The following is a 19,479-nucleotide window of genomic DNA, read 5'->3' as shown; positions in this document are numbered from 1 at the left end:
AGAGGCTTGTCCGGAGGAGCGCCGGAAGCCCGTGGTTGGACGCAGCCCATGGATGTGTACGAGGTGCGCGTCACGTGTTCGGGCCTTCCGGAAAAGCAGGTGGGAGATAATTTCCGCATGCTCCATGTCCTGATCCTGCGCTACGTCGCCCCTGCGGACGAGGTCGCGCCCCACATCCCCGATCACATCGCCTACCTGGAGAAGCACCATTCCCATGGGGTGTTCCTCTTCTCCGGGCGTACCGTGCCCGCCGATCTCGGAGGGATTGTCCTGGCACGCGGAGCGCGCGGTGAGGTCGAGGCCGCGGTGGCGGAGGACCCGTTCGTCCGAAACGGGGTCGCCGCCTACGAGATCGTCTCGGCCGACGCGGGGATCGTCCACCCGGACCTGAACGTGCTGCTGAGCTCTCCGCCCGCTTCCCCGACCACGCTGTCCACCTCGCCCCCACAGTGGACGCTCCGGGAGTACCGAGGGCTCCGCCCGGATGCTGCCGGACTTGACACCGTCCTCTCCGAGGAGAACGTCAGGGCGGTGTCGCACCGCGCGGGCACCGCGGTGCTCGCGGCGCTGCGAGCGGGCGCCCCCGGCCTGGTGAACCCGGCACGAGGGTGCGCCTCCGAACTGCGCGACCGGGATTGGCCGGGAGACGGTCTGCTCGCCGACGAGCTGGACCGGGCCCTGGCAGGCAAGGACGCTGGTGCGGAGCTCACACCCGTATCCGCCGACCTGGAGGAGCTGGTCGCTGTTCTGGGCTCTGACCCCAACGAGGGGGACGGCGCCTTCGACCCGATGACCGGTGAGATCCTGTCCACCGCCCTCCTCGAATTCGAATCCGGTCTGGACGTGGACGCTTCCGCGGAGGACCGCCGGATCGTGGTCGAACCCGACAGCCGGTCCGCCTACCAGGACATGGCGGACTTCGCCGAAACGGTGGACGCCCCCGACCTGCGCGAGTGCCTGCGGCGGGCGTTGGATGGGCGCGGTGCGTTCGCGCGGTTCAAGGACGCTATCCACAGGGCGGGCGGTGACGACCTGACCGCCTGGACGATCTTCGAGGAAGAGCGCGCTCTGGGCCGCGCCCGTCGATGGCTTGCCGACCACGGATACCGCCCCAACGAGAGGACGGCCCTGGGGTGAGCGCCTACCGGCGCTACGGCTCCCTCGCTCCGGGCCGGTCGCTGGGCGAGGACAGCCCGGGCGCGCACCCAGATGCTCCGCGCCTTCCGGGAGGGCGGCCACGGCGTCTCGGCGGTGGCTGAGGGATCCGGGGCCGTGCGCGGGCGGTGGACGGTCCCGGGGAGCAGCGCGCTCGGAGAGAGCGAGAGGGAGCGGATCGGCAGGTCGTGCGGGAGAGGCGGCGTTGGGAGGAGCCCGCCAATCGTGCAGCCCGCCTGGACGACCGTGCCGTGGCCCTGGTCGCCGGTCTGCACGCCCGGACCGAACACGAGAGAGCAGGTCGCCTTCGACCGGAGATCGCGGGAACCGTGCGAGCGGCACCGGCGCAGGAACGAGCTCCAGGGCCGCATGGACGGGGCCGGGCTGGGACGCTGACTCACCCCGCCCGACGAGGCAGCGTCCCTTCTTGGCGTGGCCCTCTGGCCAGACGGATGCCACCCGAGCCGAAACCCGAGACCGAAAGGCAGGGGTACCTGGTGGCGGTGCTGGCGGCCGGGACGTGCCCGGCGAGGTCGCCGTGGTCCTCGTTCTCGAACGTCTGACGGGTCGGTGCGTGATGGGGGAAGCCGGAGGTGCGGACGAACCCCCACCGCCGCGCGCCCGCCACCGCTGGGATCCCGACAACGCGAAAGCCCCTGACCATCGCGCGTTTGCGCTGGTCAGGGGCCTTCGCCTCTGGGGTGAGTGACGGGACTTGAACCCGCGACTTCTTGGACCACAACCAAGTGCTCTACCGGCTGAGCTACACCCACCACGTGCGCCGGGCCTCTCGGCCCCGCGTACGTATGAAAGCTTAGCGGACTCCGGGGAGTGCTTCGATCAGTTTTCCGCCGCGTCGTCCGCGAGAGCCGCCTCACGCGCTTCCCTGCCGGTGCCCCCGGCCACCACGTCGGCGGCGATGGCGCGGGCGGTGGCCGAGTTCGGGCCGGGCTCGGGCACGAAGGCCGCGGCGCGGTAGTAGCGCAGCTCGTGGATGCTGTCGGTGATGTCGGCGAGCGCCCGGTGCCCGCCGTTCTTCTCCGGGCTCGCGTAGTACACGCGCGGGTACCAGCGGCGCAGCAGCTCCTTGATGGAGGACACGTCGACCATCCGGTAGTGCAGGAACTCGTCGATGCGCTTCATGTCACGGGCCAGGAAGGTGCGGTCGGTGGCGATCGAGTTGCCGCACAGCGGAGCCTTGCGGGGCTCGGTCACGTACTGGCGGATGTGCTCCAGGACGAGGTCCTCGGCCTCCTGGAGGCTCACGCCCTTGTCCAGCTCCTCCAGCAGGCCGGAGGTGGTGTGCATGTCGCGGACGAAGTCCCCCATGCGGTCCAGTGCGGCCTGCGGCGGTCTGATCACGACGTCCACGCCCTCGTCGAGGATGTTGAGCTCGCCGTCGGTGATCAGACAGGCCACCTCGATCAGCGCGTCGCTCTCGAAGTCCAGGCCCGTCATCTCGCAGTCAATCCACACCAAACTGTCATTCATACCGGTCAGCTTAGGGGTTGCGGGGAGTCCCGGGGGATGACGAAGGGGGCGGCCGGACCGTGTCCGACCGCCCCCTTGAGCCTGGGTCAGTCCCAGATCCAGGGGTCCGAGACGCCGGGCGGCTCACCGACGCTGAAGATCTCGTACATCCAGTCCCACACGCCCCAGAACTGGAGGTAGCCCAGGACCAGGACGGCGAGCAGGATGAGCAGGAAGGTGAAGCAGCCGCAGCCGCAGTTCCTGCATCCCCGCTTCTTCTTGGGCTTCTGCGGGCGGTGCTGCTGGTAGGGCTGCCCCGGGCCGGGGGGCTGGCCCGGACCCGGCTGACCCCACTGCGGACCTCCCGGGTGTGCGCCCATCGGCGGCTGCCCGCCGGGAGCGTTGGCCATGGGGCCGGGGGTCGGCGGGTACCCGGGCGGCGGGCCCGGCCGGTTCATCCGCTGCCCGGGCGGCGGAGCGTTCGGGGGCATGCCCTGCGGCGGACGCCCCGGAGGGTTCGGGCCGCCCATCTGCTGCTGGGGCGGGTACCCGGGCGGGCCGAAGCCGCCCTGCTGGGGCGGCGGGGGCTGGCGGTAACCGGCCTGGGGGCCCGACGGCGGGTGCTGCGGTCCCGACTGGCGCTGGGGCGAGAACATGCCCTGCTGCGGTCCGGACGGGGCCGCGGGCGGAACGGAGTGCCCCTGCTGGGGTCCGGAGGGCGGCTGCGCGGCGGGCGGGAAGCCCGGAGGCTGGTGCGTGGGCTGCTGGGCGCCGGGGAACGGCTGGGCGGGGGGCTGCGGCCCCGACGCCTGCTGGCCCGGGGCCTGCTGCTCGGAGGGCTGCTGACCGGGTTGGCTGGGCTGATCGGGCTGGCCGGACGGGGGCCACGGGGCTCCCGGCTGCGCGCCGACCGCCGAACCGGCGGCGGCAGCGGCGCCCGGGGCCTGCGCACCCGGGGGCTGCTCCTCGGCGCGACGCCGGGCCTCCTCCTCCCGGCGCCTGGCCTCCTCCTGGAGTTCGGCCTCCCTGCGGGCCCGCTCCTCCTCGCGCCGCTTGGCCGCCTCCTCCTCGGAATTGCGGCGTTGCTCCTTGCGCTCCTCGGACAGGTCGGACCAGCCCTCCTTGAGGCTGCCCAGGAACTTGTTGAACTTGCCGCCCTTCTTGTCCCCCTCGTTCGCGCCTCCGGAGTCCGCGCCTCCGGAGAAGGCGGGGTCGCCCGGGTCGAACACGGCGGTTCGGGGGTGCTCGCCGCCCGAGGGGGTGAACACCGCGGTACCGGCGGTCCCGTCTCCGGAGGCCCCGCTTCCGGAGAAGGCGGGGTCGCCCGGGTCGAACACGGCCGTGCCGGAGGTCCCGCCGCCCGGAAGCGCGGGGTCGTCGGGGTCGAACACCGCGGTGCGCGGGGCCTCACCCGGGGATCCCGCCGACCCCGTCGAACCGGGGGCACCAGCAGCACCGGGACCACCCGGGTCGAACACCGCGGTGCGCGGCGCTTCACCGCCCAGGTCGTCGTCGGTCAGGTTGGACGTGGGGATCTCGTCGTCGGTGAGGTCGGCGGTGGGCAGTTCGTCCTCGTCGCGCCGGGGGAGGTCGGACGGGCTGACCCGCATGGTCGCCCCGGGGCCGTCCTGTCCGTCGCCCGCCCCGGGTCCGCCGCCGCGGCCCGGGAGGTCGGCCGGGTTGACGCGCATCGTGGCGCCCGTGCCGCCCAGGTCGGTGGTGGGCTCCTCGTCGTCATCGCCGCCCTGCGCCCAGGACGGGTTGATGCGCATGGTGCTGGGCTCGTCGTCGATGGGGGCGCCGGAGGACGGTGAGGCGGGGGAGGAGGGAGAAACGGAAGGGGAGGAGGCCTGTGCCCACGACGGGTTGATCCGCATCGTGCTGGGCTCGTCGTCGATCGGGGGCGGGGAGGACGGCGAGGCGGTGTCCTGCTGGGGGGATCCCTGTGCCCGGGACGGGTTGATGCGCATGGTGCTGGGCTCGTCGTCGATCGGTGCCGCCGACTGCGTCTGGGAGGGGCCCAGCCGCACCGTTCCGGGGTCCTCCTCGTCGGAGGCGGGAGCGCCCTGTCCGGACCCGCCCAGGTGGATGGTCGCGGCCTCCTCGTCACCCGGACCGCCACCGCCCTGGAGTTCGCTCAGGGAACGGGTATGCCGTGTCCACTCGCTGCCGTTCCACCATCTGAGCGTTTGCGCGTCGCCCTGCGGGTCCGCGTACCAACCCGGCTCGATAGATCCACCCATGGGCGACAGACTAAAGGGTTGCGGAACGGCGATGAACCAGTGGTGTCCGATTACCGGTGGTCAGAACACCCGGACCATTTTTCTCCCGCCGTCGCGTACTCACCTCATCGCGGAGGATCGCGGCTCGGCGGGAACGGGCGGACCGCTCGGCGGCGGGACGAGGCCGGTGGCCAACAGCCGCGCGGTGTCCAGCCCTCCGGGGCCCTTCGCGGAGGAGCCGGGGACCTGGTCGTGTCCGAAGTGCCCGCCCCTGGCCCACGCGCGCGCCGTCAGCGCCGCACGCGTGGTCTCGGCGGCGTGCGGCGCCGTCGCGGCGTGTGCCGCCGCCTCCGCCGTCACGGCCCCTGTCACCGCGGTCCCTGTCTCCGTGCTCCGCGCCGCCACGGTCCCCGCCACCGGTCCCGGCGGGTCCGCGCGCCAGACCCGCTCCACCCCCCAGGAGTCCAGCCACGTCAGGATCGGGGACAGCCCGCGCATCGGGCCGTCGGTGAAGGGCACCTCCCACGAGGACACCACCGCCACCACCAGGCACACCCGCCCCTCGTGGCCGTGGTCGAGGTACAGCTCGTACCGGCGGGTGCTGCCCAGGTGCAGGCGCCCGCGGCAGGTCGCGGCCAGGGTCTGGACCACGTCGCCGGTCAGCGGGTTCCACACCAGGTGTGCCGCGCGCTCCTCGTTCACCAGCCGCCGCGCCTCCTCGCGCGCGGACCAGGACCCGGGGTCCGACCCCGTCACCGTCCACACGGCGCGCGGAGCGCCGATCCCGGGGGGTGTCCGGGTGCTCGTCCCGCCGCCGAGCCTCTCGGCGCCGGGCATCCACGCCTCCGCCATGGCCTTCCCCCATCCGGTCGTCGTGTGCCGGGCCCCCGGCGCCGCGGGAGCACCCCCGACTCCTCTCTGAGTACGCCAACGCAACGGAGAAGTCCAGGGCCCCTCACCCGGAGGACAGGGACTTGTCACCGTCCGTCGCAGTCCCGTGTGAAGGGCTGGAGCCGCGTGGGAAAGGGGAGGCGTCCGGGCCGCGGGCCCGGGCGCCGGTCGGGCTACTCCGTGGTCTGCTCGGCGCCCTCGGTCTGCTCGGTGTCCTCGGAGATCCGCAGGGAGAACGCCTGGAGGAAGATCTCACCGATCTCGGTGGGGTCCTCGGTCATGTAGGCGGCGCCGCCGGTGGCCGCGGCGATCTCCTGGAGCGGCTCCAGGTTCTGCACGTCCGGCCCGAAGGCGATCGTGATGACCGGGATCGGCCGCGACGGGCTCGCCAGGGACTCGATCTGGGTCATCAGCTCGTCCAGCCCCAGACCGCCGGGGTTGTCGTTGTCGCCGTCGGTCAGCATGAGGATGACGTTGGTCCGGTCCGGCTGGTACGTACGGGACATCTCCTGGTAGGCCGCCAGGTAGGTCTCGTACAGCGCCGTGTCCCCCTGCGGCAGGGGCTGGAGCGAGGCCAGCGCGCCCGCCAGGACGTCCCGGTGCGGGGTGCCGTCGTCGGCGGCCGCCTGGAGCTCGCGGATCGGCGCGATCTCCTGGTAGTGCAGGTCGTTGTTGACGTTGGTGGAGAACTCCCACAGGCCCAGTTCCGAACTGGGCGTGAACATCTCCAGGCCCTGCGTGGCGGCGGCGCCGGTCACCTGCATGCGGGTCATCCCGGTTCCGGGCACCTCGGCCAGCATCGAGCCGGAGATGTCCACGATCGCCAGCACCCGGGAGTCCATCTTGAGCTGGTTCCAGGTGCGGATCAGTCCGGTGATCGAGTCCGCCGCGGGCGTGGGCAGCTCGGTGGGCGGCTCCGAGGCGAAGCCGACCTCCTCGGTGAGCACGGAGGCGTCGACCTGCCCCTCGGGGCCGCGGAAGCCCTCCGCGAGCAGCCGGGCCCGCGCGTCCTCGCCGCGCACCGCGTCGCGGAACTCCTCGGCGGCGCGGGTGACGGCGCTCTCCTCGCTGCGCACGACGTAGGGGTAGTCGAGGTAGTAGGTGCCGCCCTCCATGTAGTCGACCTGCGCGGGGACGTCCCCGTGGGCGGCGTTGTAGCGCCACACGGCCTGTTCCGACATGACCATCATGGGCGGGGCCTCGGCGGCGCCGCCGCTGAAGGCGAGGAAGGCGGCCTCCTCGTCCGAGGACGCGCCCCGGTGCAGGGCCTGGAGGGCCGCGGTCATCTGCGCGTTGAACGTGGCGGTGTCGGGGCTGGCCTCCTCCAGCGCGCCGTGCAGGAGGTAGAGGGTGCCCAGCCCCGTGGCGTTGCGGGCGGGGTCGGCCACTCGGACGGTGCGCCCGGACTCCTGGCCCGGTGCGGTGGTGGGCACGACCTCCGCCCAGCTGTCCGGGGAGTCCTCGTCGGCGAACTCGGCGAGTTCGGCCAGGACCAGCGGCGAACGGGCCACGGAGGTACCGGTCTCGGTGATGACGGCGTCGCCCGCCTGGCTCTGGACCAGGCGCGGCCACAGGGAGGAGTCCGGGATCCACACGTCGGACTCGGTGTCGCCCATGGTGGCGCCCGCGCCGGTGATGCCGAAGGCGACGTTGGCGGAGTCGACCTGGCGCACCTGCACCTGTACGCAGCTCCCGTCCACCTGGTGCTCCTCCGCGTTGAAGTCGGAGGCGACGTCGGCCAGGGCCGGGGCGAGCTCGGGACTGACCGCGACGTCCAGCGCGATGTCGGAGCCGCCGCAGCCGTCGGACCGGCCGAACACGTAGACGCCCACCGCGGCGAGGCCGACCACGATCACCAGCGCGGCGGCCAGGGCGGCGAAGGCGCCGCCGCGGCCGCGACGGCGTCTGGACCTGCCGGAGGGTTCTTCTGCGTATCTTCCGCGGTGACGTCCCACAGCTTTCCTCACGGGTGGTGTACGGACGGGGCGTACAGGGGGGTGTTACTGGTGGGAAACGGTACTCAACAGTCCAGACCGGGTTAATGCCGACCGTGCCGCTCTCATGTTGGCGCTGTCGGGGTCCCGCCGGTGTGAACCCGGGCACAGTGCCGATCACCTCGGGGATTCCGTGCGTTTTCCCGGTGTTCTCCTTTCCGGGCGAGGCGGAACGGAATTCGATTCCGATACCCAATCGAGACCGCGCCGGGGGAGGGGGCCTCGGCCGTCAGCTGTCGCAGTTGGGCACGCAGAGACGCCGTGAGATGGAACTGAGGAAGATGTCGCCGATCTCGTCGGGGTCGTCCGTGACGAACAGCGACCCGCTGGTGGCGGCCGCGATCCGCCGCAGCTCCTCCTCCTCGACCTGCTGCTCACGCGACCCGAAGGCGATGATGAACATGCTGACCGGCCGCTCGGGGTCGAAACGGTCCTGGAGCGCCGCCACCAGGTCCGCGTGCGTGATGTCGCTGGACCCCTCGTCCTGTCCGGCGGTGAGCAGGATGACGCTGTTGATCTTGTCCTCGTCGTAGTCGTCCTGCACCCGGTCGTAGGCGGCCAGGATGTTGTCGTACAGGCGCGAACCGCCGCCGCGGACGGCGATCTCCTCGGCCACCCCGATGAGCTCCCGGCGGCGGGTGGCGGTGTCACCCTGTTCCGTCTCGCCCAGGGGGTGCATGTCCGCGGCCTCGTCGCGGCCGCTCGCGTTCTCGTCCGACATCAGCCACAGGCCCATGTCGGTCTCGTCGGGGAACAGCGACAGGCCCATGAGCGCCGCCTGCTGGGCGACCTCCATCCGGGTCGGGCCCCCGTCGAGGTCCTCCGCCATGTTCGCGGAGGTGTCGGCGAGCACCAGGGTGCGGCTGGGCATCGACAGCCGGTTCCAGTCGGTGACCGATGCCAGCAGGGCGTCCCCGGTCAGGTCGTCGTGGGTGGGCGGCTCCTCGGCGGTCACACCGAACTCGTCGGCGTTCGTCCCGGCCTCACCGGACAGGGTGCCGCCGGGGTCGCGGAAGCCGAGATCCCGGAGCTGGGCGCGGTAGGAGTCCTGGCGCAGCACCTCGTACAGGTCGGCGGCCGCTGACCGCAGCGAGGCAGTGTCGGTGGTGGTGACGTAGGGGTAGTCGAGGCTGACGGTGCCCTCGGTCGGGTAGTGGGCCTCCAACAGCGGCGCGGACTCCGCGCGGTCGGCGTTGTAGGACACCACCGCCTGCTCGGGAACGGCGATCAGCGGGTCGACGCGCCCTCCGGCGCCTTCCCCGCCGCTCCCGCCGCCGGTGCGACCGGAGGTGTAGAGGGTGTCGAGGTCGATCTCGCCGAACGCGCTGTCGAGCTGCACGTCGCGCACGAAGTCGGTCATGGCGGTGTCGGCGTCGTCACCGGTGCCCAGGTGCCGGCGGACCGCGTGCATGACGGTCATACCGTCGGCGCCCCGGTTGGGGTCGACCATCACCAGGGGGCGTTCGCGTCCGTCGGGCAGGACCAGGGGCCAACCGGCCCCGTCGGGCCCGGGCATGTCCCCGGTGCCCCGCGGCGCGGCCAGGACCACCGGTGAGCTGGCCAGCGAGGGCGGGTCGGTGTCGATGCGGTGCGTGCCGCTCCCGGAGACACGGGTCAGCTCGACCCAGGCCGAGGACTCGGGCACCCACACGTGCGGGGCGATGGTGGAGTCGCCCACGCGGCCGCCGGACAGGGCGGTCATGATGCGGTGCGGCGCGATCTCGTCCACCTGCGCGTACACGCACTCGCCGTCGTAGCTGGGGCGTTCGTCGTTGAACTCGCCGGCGGCCTCGCGGAGCACGGGCGCGATGCTCTGGGTCGCCGACACGCGCAGGTAGCGGGTGTCGCCGCAGCCGAGCATGTCGAGTCCGACGGGTACCGCGATCGCGGTACCCGCGATGAGGGCGACGGCGATCGCGGTGATCCCCAGCGGCGACGCGACCGCACGGCGGGTCTTCGCGGCGGGCGGTGAGTCCTGTCGGTGGCGTCCACTGGGCACGGGCACTCCGGGGGGTCGATGCAGGCACACGGGGCGGGGCGGCGCAGCGCCCCCGCGGTGATATGGCACACCCGCGAAGGGAGGTGCGAACCCCCGCACACCCGCCGGCGTCACACGGGATGGAGGAAGAACAACCACACCATGAGGCGCGAACGACACTTTTCCAGGACCTTACTCGTTGGTAACGCACGAGAGGAAGCCCTTCCCGAACCGACCAGGGTGATCGCTTTGTTACTGTGCCCGTCAAGGGTCACTCGGCGCTCCCCGCTAGGCTTAGGCCCCCGCGTCCACGTCCAGCCCACACTCCCCAGTGGACGTTCCATGACACCGACCCCCGAGGGTTTTTGGCATGTCCCCATCGCATCGTGAACACCGGAGCCGAGGCACTCTCGGCACCGCCATGCTCGCCGGAGCGTGCTGCCTCGGCGCGGTCGCCTACGGGGCGATCGTCGGCCCGTCGATGCTGCCGCCGGACCAGCGGGACGTGCAGGCCACCACCGCGATGACCCCGGACCTGGCCCCCGACGCGGACGAGCCGGAGGAGGCCGTGGAGGAGGGGCCGAGCGGCCGTCTCCAGGTCCAGGTGAGCGACCGCGGACGCGCCTGGGTGCAGACGCTGATGTGCACCGGGAACCTGGAGGAGGACCCCGCCGCCTGCGCCGAGCTGGCCCAGGCCGCGGAGGAGCTGCACGCCGACACCGGCGGGCCGGCCACCGTCGAGGAGGAGCCGGTCGACACCGAGGGCGACGCCGACGCCGAGGCCGAGGACGGTGAAGGCGCCGCGGGCGGCCCGGAGCCGACGGAGGCCGTCAACACGGGTAGCGCGCTGCTGTTCACCGAGGTTCGTGAGGGAACCGTGTGCACCGACAAGGTGTACGGCCCCCAGGAGGCCACCATCGTGGGCACCTGGGAGGGACAGGAGATCGAGACCACGCTCACCCGCAAGGGCTCCTGTGAGGAGGCGCGCTGGCAGCGCCTGCGCGCCCTCACCGAGCAGATCAGCTGACGGACTGAGCGGCTGGACCCGCGGCGCGGCTGGTCCCGCGTTCGAGGGGCGGGTGCCCCCGTGTCCACAGGCCGCTCGTCCACAGGCCGCGATCGGGGCTTTCGGGCGCGGTGGTGCGGACGTACGCTCGATGTCGGGGGCGCCGCGCGCCGCCGATCAGGAGGGGGTGGTCCCCCCGTTCTCCAGTCTGCCGTGCCGCCGACCGCGCCACCAGCCCCCCGCCGTCCCTGTGGACGGACCCGGGACGGGGGCCTTCGCGGACCGGGTTCCCTCCGGCCGAAGACCTCCCCGGCCCATGACCTCCGCGGAGCGGCGATAATCGTCCCCCATGGACGTCATCAAGGTCAGTGACCCCGCGGACCCGCGCCTGGCCGACTACACCCGCCTGCGCGACGTGAACCTGCGCCGCCACCTGGAGGCCGAGCACGGGCTGTTCATGGCCGAGGGCGACAAGGTCATCCGCCGGGCCGTCGCGGCGGGGTTCGAGCCCCGCAGCTTCCTGCTCACCGAACGCCGCGCCGAGGCGCTCGACGACGTGGTCGCCGCCTCCTCCGCACCGCTGTACGTGGTCGGGGAGGACACCGCCGAGCGGCTCGTCGGCTTCGACCTGCACCGCGGCGCGCTGGCCGCCTTCCACCGCCGCGCCCTGCCCCCGCTCGACGACGTCCTGGCCGGTGCGCGCACCATCGTGGTCCTGGAGGACCTGGTGGACCACACCAACGTGGGCGCGATCTTCCGCAGCGCCGCCGGCCTGGGCGTGGACGCGATCGTGCTCGCGCCCCGCTGCGCCGACCCCCTGTACCGGCGCGCGGTCAAGGTGTCCATGGGGGCGGTCTTCACCCTGCCCCACACCCGCATGGACGACTGGTACGGCGGTCTGGACACCCTGCGCGCGGCCGGGTTCCACCTCATGGCGCTCACGCCGGGGGAGGGCTCCCTGCCCCTGCGCGACGCCATGGCCGCCCTCGCGCCCGGCGACCGGGTCGGCCTCCTGCTCGGCACCGAGGGCGACGGACTCTCCTCCCGCTGGCTGGAGCGGGCCACCGCCCGGGTGCACATCCCCATGGCCGACCGCGACGTCGACTCCCTCAACGTCACCGCCGCGGCGGCCATCGCCTGCTACGAGCTCACTCGCTCCACCGGCTGAACCGGTCCCCGCGGGCACGGTGACCGCGAAGGCCCGCCGGTGCGCCCCCCGGGGGTGATCCTGCTCATGGGGGCACGGTCGGCGGCCCGTCGCGCCGCCAAGGGCAGGCTCACCGGGGGAGTCCGCACGCCACACCCGAAACGGTTCCGGCCAGGACGCTAGGGTGGCGCCTGAGACGGACCGAGGGGAAGGACGGCGCGACATGGGCGGCCGAACGCTGGTGCAGTGGGAGCAGAACAGGGACAACGCCCCGGACTCCCTGACCGTGGACCTCTACGAGGGGGGACCGGCGCCCGACAGCGGGCTGGACGAGGTCACCTTCTACCAGGTGCCCTACGCCCCCTCCACCCAGGGCGTCGACGCGCGGCTCGACATGATCGCGCGGATGCCGTCGCTGGAGGTCGTCCAGCTCCTCTCCGCCGGGTACGAGCAGGTGCTCCCGCTGCTGCCGGACCGCGTGACCCTGTGCAACGGGCGTGGCCTCCACGACGCCAGCACCGCCGAGCACGCCCTCGCGCTCATCCTGGCCGCCCAGCGCGACCTGCCCCGGTGGGCGCTCACGCAGAGGGAGCACCACTGGGGCTCCGCCCAGCTGCGCTCCCTGGCCGACTCGCGCGTGGTGATCGTCGGCTACGGCAGTATCGGCCAGGCCGTCGAGAGCCGCCTGCTGCCCTTCGAGGCCGAGGTCGTGCGCGTGGCCAGCCGCGCCCGTCCGGACGAGGGCGTGCACGGCGTGGACGAACTGCACGCCCTGCTGCCCGGGGCCGACGTCGTCGTCCTGGTCACCCCGCTCACCGAGGCCACCCGCGGCCTGTTCGGCGCCCGTGAGTTCGCCCTGCTGCGCGACGACGCGCTCGTGGTCAACGTGGGCCGCGGCCCGGTCCTGGACACCGGCGCCCTGCTGGCGGAGAAGGGCCGGGTGCGGGCCGCCCTCGACGTCACCGACCCCGAGCCCCCGCCCGCGGACCACCCGCTGTGGAGCGCCCCCGGCGTGTTCCTCACCCCGCACGTCGCGGGGGGTTCGGCCGCGTTCTACCCGCGTGCCCGCGCCTTCATGGACGCCCAGCTCGCCCGCTGGGCCGCCGGTGGGCGGCTGGCCAACGTGGTCCGCCCGGGAACTCAGCGGGACCGGTAGGCGTCGGCCCGGTGCTCGATCGCGGTGACGACCACCGTCCGCTCCTCCTCGTCGATCTCGTGGAGCACGCGATAGGCTCCGCGCCTGGCCGACCACGTGCCCTCATAGGGAGGTAGGAGGAGCCGCTTGCCCAGCCGGTGCGGGTTCTCCGGCAACGTGGAGGTGACGAACTCGTACACCGCCGTCGCCACCTTCTCCGGAAGGCGTCCGGCGAGCATCCGGGCAGCCGGACCGGTGATGACCAAACGGTAGTTCGTGTGGTCCCCGTCGTTCACGCCTGATCCTTCCGCCGCGCCATCAGGGCGGCGAGTTCGTCGGCCTCCAGTACGTCGCCCGCTTCCAGGGCGGATCGGGACTCTCCCAGCTGGCGGAGGAGCTCGGGACTGGACAGGACGTCGAGCGTCTCCTCGAGTGCCTCCAGGTCACCGGGAGAGACGAGGACCGCGACCGCTTCCCCGTGTCTGGTGATGGTGACCCTCTCGTGAGTGCGTTCCACATCGTCGATGAGTTCGGACAGGCGGTTGCGGGCTTCGGTCAAAGGCGTGGTCGTCATGATGCCCATAGCAGCCAAGAACTGGCGCGAAGTCTGTACAGAAGCGCGAATCCGGAGGACTGTCGCAGGAAGGCGACACACTGGGAGGAATGCGGATCGCGGTGGTCGCCGACGGCGAGGGCGGCGGCTGGCTCCAGGAACTGGACGAGGCCCCCGGCCCGGTCCGCCGTGTCGGTGACCTCGCCGCCGCCGTGCGCGAGGCCGAGCACGCCCGCCCCCAACCGCCCCGCTGGGTGTGGTCGGCCGGTGAGGACGTCTACCCCGACCTCGTCCGCGCCGGGGTGCGGGTCTCACGCTGCCACGACGCCGCGCTCACCGAGGCCCTGCTCCTGGGCTACCACGCCCGCCACGGCGAGGCCTACTCCCTGGGCGCCGCCTGGGCCCGCCTGCACCGGCTTCCCGTCCCCGACGACCCCGTGCGCCCCCTCGGCGAGGGCGGCACCTCCCACACCCAGCCCGCGCTCTTCGAGGCCGACCGCTCCACCCTGCCCCCGGGCACCGACCGCCTCGCCGCCCTGGTCGAGGTGCACGCCGACCAGCTCCGGCGCCTCGCGGACCTCCCCGACCCCGCCCCAGGCCGCATGCGCCTGCTCGCCGCCGTGGAGTCGGCCGGGGGACTGGCCGCCGCGGAGATGAGCCACGACGGCCTGCCCTGGCGGCCCGACGTCCACGACGAGATCCTCACCGGCCTCCTCGGCCGCCGGCCCCCCTCCGGGCAGCGCCCGCCCGTCCTCGCCGACCTCGCCGCCCGCATAAGCGAGGCCGTCGGCCGCGAGGTCAACCCCGACTCCCCCGCGCAGGTCCTGCGGGCCATGGCGTGGATCGGCCATCCCGTCGACTCCACCCGCTCCTGGGTCCTGGAGAGGATCGACCACCCCGTCGTCCCGCTCCTGCTGCGCTACAAGGAGCTCTCCCGCCTGCACTCCGCCAACGGCTGGGCGTGGCTGGACGCCTGGGTGCGCAGGCGCCCCGGCCCGGACGGGACCGTCCTCGGGCGCTTCCACCCCGACTACGTGGTCGGCGGCGTGGTGTCGGGCCGCTGGGCCACCCGGGGCGGCGGCGCCCTCCAGATCCCCAGGTCGCTGCGCGGGGCGGTCCGCGCCGACCCGGGGTGGGTCCTCGTCCGCGCCGACGCCGGACAGCTCGAACCCCGTGTGCTCGCCGCCGTCTCCGGCGACGACGCCCTGGCCGCAGCGGCCGCGGAGGAGGACCTGTACGCACGCCTGGCCGTGCACGTGGGCGGTGACCGCGACCGCGCCAAGATCGGGATGCTCTCGGCCATGTACGGCCAGACCTCCGGCGACGCCGCGCCCCTGCTGGCCACCATGCGCCGCCTCTACCCGCGAGCCCTGGAGTACGTGGACTCCGCCGCGCGCACCGGCGAGGGCGGCGGCATCGTCCGCTCCTGGCTGGGGCGCACCTCGCCCGCCCCCGAGGCCTGGTCCGCCGCCGTCTCCGGGCCCGGCGGGGAGCGCCGCCGCCGGGCCCAGGGCCGCTTCACCCGCAACTTCGTCGTCCAGGCCACCGCCGCCGAGTGGGCCCTGGTCCTGCTCGCCTCGCTGCGCCAGCGCCTGCCGGACATGCCCGAGGGCGCGGGGATCGTCTTCTTCGTCCACGACGAGGTCGTGCTGCACGTGCCCGCCGACCTGGCCGGGGAGGCGGTGCGCGCGGTGGCCGAGGCCGAGGCCACGACCCGCGCCACCCTCTTCGGGGACACCCCGGTGCGCTTCCCGCTGGCCCCCGTGGTGACGAGGAACATCGGGTGAGCACAGGATGGCGGTCCGATATCGGACGGCGTGGGCTTCTTGCAAACTCGTCCCGGTACGCCCATTCTTGGATCCGGAAAGTGCAAAACCAGCAACAGGCCGTACGCCGCAGGGGTCCCCCACACCCCGGTCGGCTCACTCGCAGAAAGGTGAGATCCCCCCGTGCGGAGCCGCTTGAGAACGTGTGCGGGAACCACGGCCGCCTTCGCCGTCGCCTTCACCGCCTTCGGGACCACCCCGGCCTGGGCGGAGCCGGTGGTCGAGGACCGTCCCCCCATCAGCGAACAGCTCTCCTCCGGGACCTCCGACGGCGCCGACCCCCGGCAGGAGACGTCCGAGCAGTCCCCCGAGGTCTCCGACTCCCAACTGCGGCGCGACGCCTACGTCGCCCCCTTCCGCGAGGCCCGCAGCACCGAGTACTTCGCGGTCGCCCCCCGCCCCCTGCCGCGCGAGGCCGTCGACGCGGTCCGCGGGATCGAGGGCGTCGAGAGCGTCCTGACCGTGGACGCCGCCCGTGTCGAGATCGAGGGCGAACCCACCTCGGTGCTCGGCGTCAGCCCCTCCAGCTTCCGCAACCACGCCCCCGGGCCCTCTGCCGAGTCCGACGAGATCTGGCAGGGCGTCGCCGAGGGCCACATCGCCCTGTCCAACGACGTCGGCACCGAGCGCGAGCTGGAGATCGGCCGCGAGGTCACCGTCGCGGGCGGGCACGGAGAGGTCCCCGTGGAGGTGTGGACGCACGCCACGTCCGGCATCGCCGGGATCGACGGGCTGGTCTCCCGCGAGCGCGCCGCCGAGCTGGGCATGCCCAGGGGCAACGCCCTGGTGGTCTCGGCGCCCGAAGCCGACCTGGCCGAGCTGCACGAGGCCCTGGCCGAGGCCCTCGGCGAGGACGTCTCCCTCCAGCTCGTCGCCGACTCGCCCGAGCCGCTGGTCGAGGGCGAGGCCGTGGCCCCCTCGGTCATCGAGCAGGTCATCGACCACGCCGAGAGCCAGCTGGGCGTCCCCTACGTCTGGGGCGGTGAGACCCCGGAGGGCGGTTTCGACTGCTCGGGCCTGCTCCAGTGGGCCTTCGCCCAGGCGGGCGTGTCCATCCCGCGGGTCACCCACGACCAGTGGAACGCCGGAGAGCGCGTGGAGTTCGACGACCTCCAGCGCGGCGACCTGCTGTTCTGGCGCACGGACCCCACCGCGCCCGACTACATCTCGCACGTGGCCATCTACCTGGGCGAGGGCATGATGCTGGAGGCGCCGCGCACCGGACTGGACGTGCGCGTCACCCAGGTGCGCACCGCCAACTACGCCGGAGCCGTGCGCGTCAACACCTGACGCCGCGCGGCCCGGCCGCGCACACGAGACGGGCCGTGGTACCACCGCGCCGGTGGTACCACGGCCCGCTCGTTTCTCCTTGTCCGAAAAACCCAGCCGGGAGGGGAGGGCAGGCCTCGGTCAGGAGGGGGAACAGGGCCGTCACTGAGGGAGGGGGAGACAGCGCACGAGCCCTGATGCGGTGGTATTGAGTTCTGACGGAACGCGATCGGAAGCTTTCCCGGAGTGCCGTCGCACAGGGTCTACATAAGCAGTGACCGGGCGATTTGGCAAGAGGCCAGATCAATGCAGGTAAGCGCTGTCAATCCCGCTCCGCCGCGCATCCCGCTCAACGCAGTACCGTGTTCCGTGCCGTTTCGTCTTCCTCCGGTTCCGTGCAGTTCAGAGCCGGTTCAGCGGCCGACCGCGTATCCCTGTGAAGCCCGCGCGTCGGCGGCCGCGCGCAGCTCGCCGGTCTCCGGATCGCGTGCCACCGCCGCCAGGCGCCCCAGCGACCACTCCTGGGCGACCTGCACCCGGTGGCCGCGCCGACGCAGCTCCTCGATGACCTCCGCTCCCACGCCCGGTTCCACGACCAGTCCGCCCGGAACGGTCTCGCGGGGGTGGAAGGAGCTGGGGAAGGCGGTGGTGTGGAACATCGGGGTGTCCAGGACCTCCTGGAGGTTCTCCATCCCGTTGAGGATCCGCAGCAGGGCGGTGAACGTCCACTGGTCCTGCTGGTCGCCGCCCGGGGTGCCGATCGCCAGCACGGCCCGGCCGTCCTCCCCGGTGACCAGGGTGGGGGACAGGGTGGTCCGGGGGCGCTTGCGGGGCGCCAGGGCGTTGGGGGAGGCCGGGTCGAGCCAGAACATCTGCGCCCGGGTGCCCAGCGGGAAGCCGAGGGCGGGGATGACCGGCGAACTGCTGAGCCAGCCGCCACTGGGCGTGGCCGAGACCATGTTCCCCCACGCGTCCACGACGTCCACGTGGCAGGTGTCCCCGCGCAGGTCGGCGGGGTTGGCGACGGCGTCCTGGCGTACCGTGGGCTCGCCCGTGGTGCGGTCGCCGGGGGTGCGGCCCGGTACGTACAGCGGTGGTTCGAAGGGCGTGCGGCCGCCGACGGCGCCGGGGCGCTGCTCCATGCTGGCGCGCGCACCGTCGACCAGTTCCGCGCGGTGGGCGGCGTAGTCGGCGCCCAGCAGTTCCTTGAGGGGGACGTCCCCGAAGCCGGGGTCGCCGTACCAGGCCTCGCGGTCGGCGAAGGCGAGCTTGGCCGCCTCGGTCACCCCGTGCACGAAGTCGGCGCTGACCCCGTCGAGCACGTCGCGGCCGGTGCCCAGGGCCTCGGCCAGGCGCAGCTGCTGGAGCATGACGGGCCCCTGTCCCCACGGGCCGGTCTTGTGCACGGTGTGGGCGCCGTAGGCCGCGCTGGCGGGCTCCTCGTAGGAGGCGCTCCAGTCGGCCATGTCCTGCGCGGTGAGCAGGGCCCGCTGGGGCTCGCCCGTGCCGCTGGGGACGGGGGCGGACAGGAAGTCCCCGACCGCCTGCGCGACGAAGCCCTGCGACCAGGACCGCCGGGCGGCCTCGATCTGCGCCTCGCGGTCGCCTCCGGCCCCCTCTGCCTCGGCGACGATCCGCCGGTAGGCGGCGGCCAGGGCGGGGTTGCGCAGCCGGGAGCCGGGGCGGGGCGCGGCGCCGTGCGGGAGGTAGACGGCGGCCGAACCGGCCCAGTGCCGGGAGAAGACGGGGGTCAGGGCCTCGACGGCGGCGGCGATGCGGTCCAGGACGGGGTAGCCGCGCTCGGCCAGCCCGATGGCGTGGTCGAGCACGTCGCGGACGGTCATGGTTCCGTGGTCGCGCAGCAGCAGCATCCAGGCGTCGAAGGAGCCGGGGACGGTGGCGGCGAGCACGCCGCTGCCGGGAACGCGGTCCATGCCCGCGAAGGCGTCGATGGTCGCCGCGGCGGGGGAGACGCCCTGGCCGCACAGGACTCGGGGGGAGCTCCCGGCGGCCTGGAAGACGACGGGGACCTCGCCGCCGGGGCCGTTGAGGTGGGGCTCGACCACCTGGAGGGTGAACCCCGCGCCGACGGCGGCGTCGAAGGCGTTGCCGCCGCGTTCGAGCAGGGACATGCCCGTGGCGCTGGCCAGCCAGTGGGTGGAGGCGACCATGCCGAAGTCGCCGCGGAGCTGGGGGCGGGTGGTGAAACCGGGGGGCATCTGAGCGGGTCCTCCTCAGGGAGCGGTGGTGGCGGGGTCGCCACCGCGGTCCGGTCCGGTCCTGTCCCCGACGGGGGACGCGGAGGCCGGGAGGGTGACTGCGGTCACCCGGGCGCGGGCCTGAGGCGACGGTACATCATGGGTTGTTCACATGAAGGGGCCGATGTCTGGTTTGTGTGGGAGGCCGGGGGCTTCGCGTGGGGGCGGGGACGGAGACGGGGTGAGAGGTGGTGTGCGGGGCGGAGCGGTGCCCGGCGTGCGGAGGAGGGCGGGTGCACGGCTCCGGCGGGACGGGCGCCTGGCCGGGGGCGGAGGAGCCGCGCGCCGGTGCCCACCGCGGTGCCCGAAAAGGCGCACCGGCCCGCTCTCTCCGCCGTGATCCCGTACTTGTAGCGAGGTTCGTTGCAACAGACACTAGGAACCACCGCGCCGGGACCCGCTACAAGCACAAGATCACCGCAGGTCGGGAAGCACGCATCACACCGGCAACGTTTCTGGTCGGCCCGCTGTGGGACCGGCGGGCCGTGCGGCGTTGTCCACAGGAAGAACCCGGGGCTGGTGCGCGCGCCCGGCCCCGGGTTGACTGGATGTAGGGGGCCCTCAGGGGCCGCCCG

14 protein-coding genes and 1 tRNA gene are annotated in these 19,479 nt (G+C 73.1%); 6 read left to right on the top strand and 9 right to left on the bottom strand.

The features are described from left to right. Positions 1–117 precede the first annotated feature (117 nt). Positions 118–1,137: a YciI family protein gene (locus HGB44_RS19540; RefSeq protein ID WP_082768519.1), complete on the top strand. Its 1,020-nt coding sequence runs from the start codon at positions 118–120 to the stop codon at positions 1,135–1,137. Between the two features lie 715 nt (positions 1,138–1,852). Here HGB44_RS19540 and HGB44_RS19535 read toward each other — a convergent pair. From HGB44_RS19535 to HGB44_RS19510, 6 genes are all read right to left on the bottom strand, one after another. After that, positions 1,853–1,928: transfer RNA gene (locus tag HGB44_RS19535), tRNA-His, on the bottom strand. 67 nt (positions 1,929–1,995) lie between these two features. Next, the gene (gene orn, locus HGB44_RS19530) at positions 1,996–2,646 is read right to left on the bottom strand and encodes an oligoribonuclease (RefSeq protein WP_082768255.1); all 651 of its coding nucleotides are present in this window, start codon (positions 2,644–2,646) and stop codon (positions 1,996–1,998) included. A gap of 86 nt (positions 2,647–2,732) precedes the next feature. Continuing rightward, complete coding sequence (locus tag HGB44_RS19525) at positions 2,733–4,868, bottom strand: DUF2510 domain-containing protein (RefSeq protein WP_082768256.1); 2,136 nt, start codon at positions 4,866–4,868, stop codon at positions 2,733–2,735. 99 nt (positions 4,869–4,967) lie between these two features. Continuing rightward, positions 4,968–5,699, bottom strand: a complete 732-nt coding sequence (locus tag HGB44_RS19520) for a hypothetical protein (protein ID WP_061079493.1) — start codon at positions 5,697–5,699, stop codon at positions 4,968–4,970. Between the two features lie 212 nt (positions 5,700–5,911). Further along, complete coding sequence (locus tag HGB44_RS19515) at positions 5,912–7,693, bottom strand: substrate-binding and VWA domain-containing protein (protein ID WP_061079494.1); 1,782 nt, start codon at positions 7,691–7,693, stop codon at positions 5,912–5,914. Between the two features lie 268 nt (positions 7,694–7,961). After that, the gene (locus tag HGB44_RS19510; RefSeq protein ID WP_061079495.1) at positions 7,962–9,731 is read right to left on the bottom strand and encodes a substrate-binding domain-containing protein; all 1,770 of its coding nucleotides are present in this window, start codon (positions 9,729–9,731) and stop codon (positions 7,962–7,964) included. A 349-nt stretch (positions 9,732–10,080) separates the two neighbouring features. Between HGB44_RS19510 and HGB44_RS19505 the strand changes: the two genes are divergently transcribed. From HGB44_RS19505 to HGB44_RS19495, 3 genes are all read left to right on the top strand, one after another. Then, positions 10,081–10,737, top strand: a complete 657-nt coding sequence (locus HGB44_RS19505) for a hypothetical protein (RefSeq protein WP_061079496.1) — start codon at positions 10,081–10,083, stop codon at positions 10,735–10,737. 328 nt (positions 10,738–11,065) lie between these two features. Beyond that, positions 11,066–11,884 carry a TrmH family RNA methyltransferase gene (locus HGB44_RS19500; protein WP_061079497.1) on the top strand — a complete coding sequence of 273 codons (819 nt, stop codon included), beginning with the start codon at positions 11,066–11,068 and terminating at the stop codon, positions 11,882–11,884. Between the two features lie 202 nt (positions 11,885–12,086). Further along, entirely contained in the window at positions 12,087–13,019 is a 933-nt protein-coding gene (locus HGB44_RS19495; RefSeq protein WP_061079498.1) for a 2-hydroxyacid dehydrogenase, read from the top strand. Here the strand turns inward: HGB44_RS19495 and HGB44_RS19490 are convergent. Then, complete coding sequence (locus tag HGB44_RS19490; protein WP_231972352.1) at positions 13,004–13,294, bottom strand: type II toxin-antitoxin system RelE family toxin; 291 nt, start codon at positions 13,292–13,294, stop codon at positions 13,004–13,006. The two genes, HGB44_RS19495 and HGB44_RS19490, sit on opposite strands and share 16 nt — an antisense overlap. Next, entirely contained in the window at positions 13,291–13,572 is a 282-nt protein-coding gene (locus HGB44_RS19485) for a type II toxin-antitoxin system Phd/YefM family antitoxin (RefSeq protein WP_061079569.1), read from the bottom strand. The genes HGB44_RS19490 and HGB44_RS19485 overlap by 4 nt, the downstream gene beginning before the upstream one ends. Positions 13,573–13,661: 89 nt before the next feature. Between HGB44_RS19485 and HGB44_RS19480 the strand changes: the two genes are divergently transcribed. Both HGB44_RS19480 and HGB44_RS19475 read left to right on the top strand, forming a co-directional pair. Next, a complete protein-coding gene (locus HGB44_RS19480) occupies positions 13,662–15,338 on the top strand; it encodes a bifunctional 3'-5' exonuclease/DNA polymerase (protein ID WP_061079499.1) in 1,677 nt (558 codons plus the stop codon). A gap of 162 nt (positions 15,339–15,500) precedes the next feature. Further along, entirely contained in the window at positions 15,501–16,667 is a 1,167-nt protein-coding gene (locus HGB44_RS19475; protein ID WP_231972353.1) for a C40 family peptidase, read from the top strand. Positions 16,668–17,059: 392 nt separating this feature from the next. Here the strand turns inward: HGB44_RS19475 and HGB44_RS19470 are convergent, their stop codons facing one another. Continuing rightward, positions 17,060–18,865, bottom strand: a complete 1,806-nt coding sequence (locus tag HGB44_RS19470) for a gamma-glutamyltransferase family protein (protein WP_061079501.1) — start codon at positions 18,863–18,865, stop codon at positions 17,060–17,062. Positions 18,866–19,479 lie beyond the last annotated feature (614 nt).

Source organism: Nocardiopsis alborubida (assembly GCF_012396365.1).
In the GTDB taxonomy this organism is placed as follows: Bacteria; Actinomycetota; Actinomycetes; order Streptosporangiales; family Streptosporangiaceae; genus Nocardiopsis; species Nocardiopsis alborubida.
Note: the sequence above shows the minus strand (reverse complement) of the source record. Positions and strands in the feature narration are given on the sequence as shown.

What these genes read in the sequence shown, in the direction of transcription:
- HGB44_RS19520 (WP_061079493.1), bottom strand. Translation starts at nt 5,699, where the DNA reads ATGGCGGAGGCGTGGATGCCCGGCGCCGAGAGGCTCGGCGGCGGGACG.
- HGB44_RS19505 (WP_061079496.1), top strand. Translation starts at nt 10,081, where the DNA reads ATGTCCCCATCGCATCGTGAACACCGGAGCCGAGGCACTCTCGGCACC.
- HGB44_RS19480 (WP_061079499.1), top strand. Translation starts at nt 13,662, where the DNA reads ATGCGGATCGCGGTGGTCGCCGACGGCGAGGGCGGCGGCTGGCTCCAG.
- HGB44_RS19495 (WP_061079498.1), top strand. Translation starts at nt 12,087, where the DNA reads ATGGGCGGCCGAACGCTGGTGCAGTGGGAGCAGAACAGGGACAACGCC.
- HGB44_RS19485 (WP_061079569.1), bottom strand. Translation starts at nt 13,572, where the DNA reads ATGACGACCACGCCTTTGACCGAAGCCCGCAACCGCCTGTCCGAACTC.
- HGB44_RS19470 (WP_061079501.1), bottom strand. Translation starts at nt 18,865, where the DNA reads ATGCCCCCCGGTTTCACCACCCGCCCCCAGCTCCGCGGCGACTTCGGC.
- HGB44_RS19525 (WP_082768256.1), bottom strand. Translation starts at nt 4,868, where the DNA reads ATGGGTGGATCTATCGAGCCGGGTTGGTACGCGGACCCGCAGGGCGAC.
- orn (WP_082768255.1), bottom strand. Translation starts at nt 2,646, where the DNA reads ATGAATGACAGTTTGGTGTGGATTGACTGCGAGATGACGGGCCTGGAC.
- HGB44_RS19540 (WP_082768519.1), top strand. Translation starts at nt 118, where the DNA reads ATGCTCCATGTCCTGATCCTGCGCTACGTCGCCCCTGCGGACGAGGTC.
- HGB44_RS19500 (WP_061079497.1), top strand. Translation starts at nt 11,066, where the DNA reads ATGGACGTCATCAAGGTCAGTGACCCCGCGGACCCGCGCCTGGCCGAC.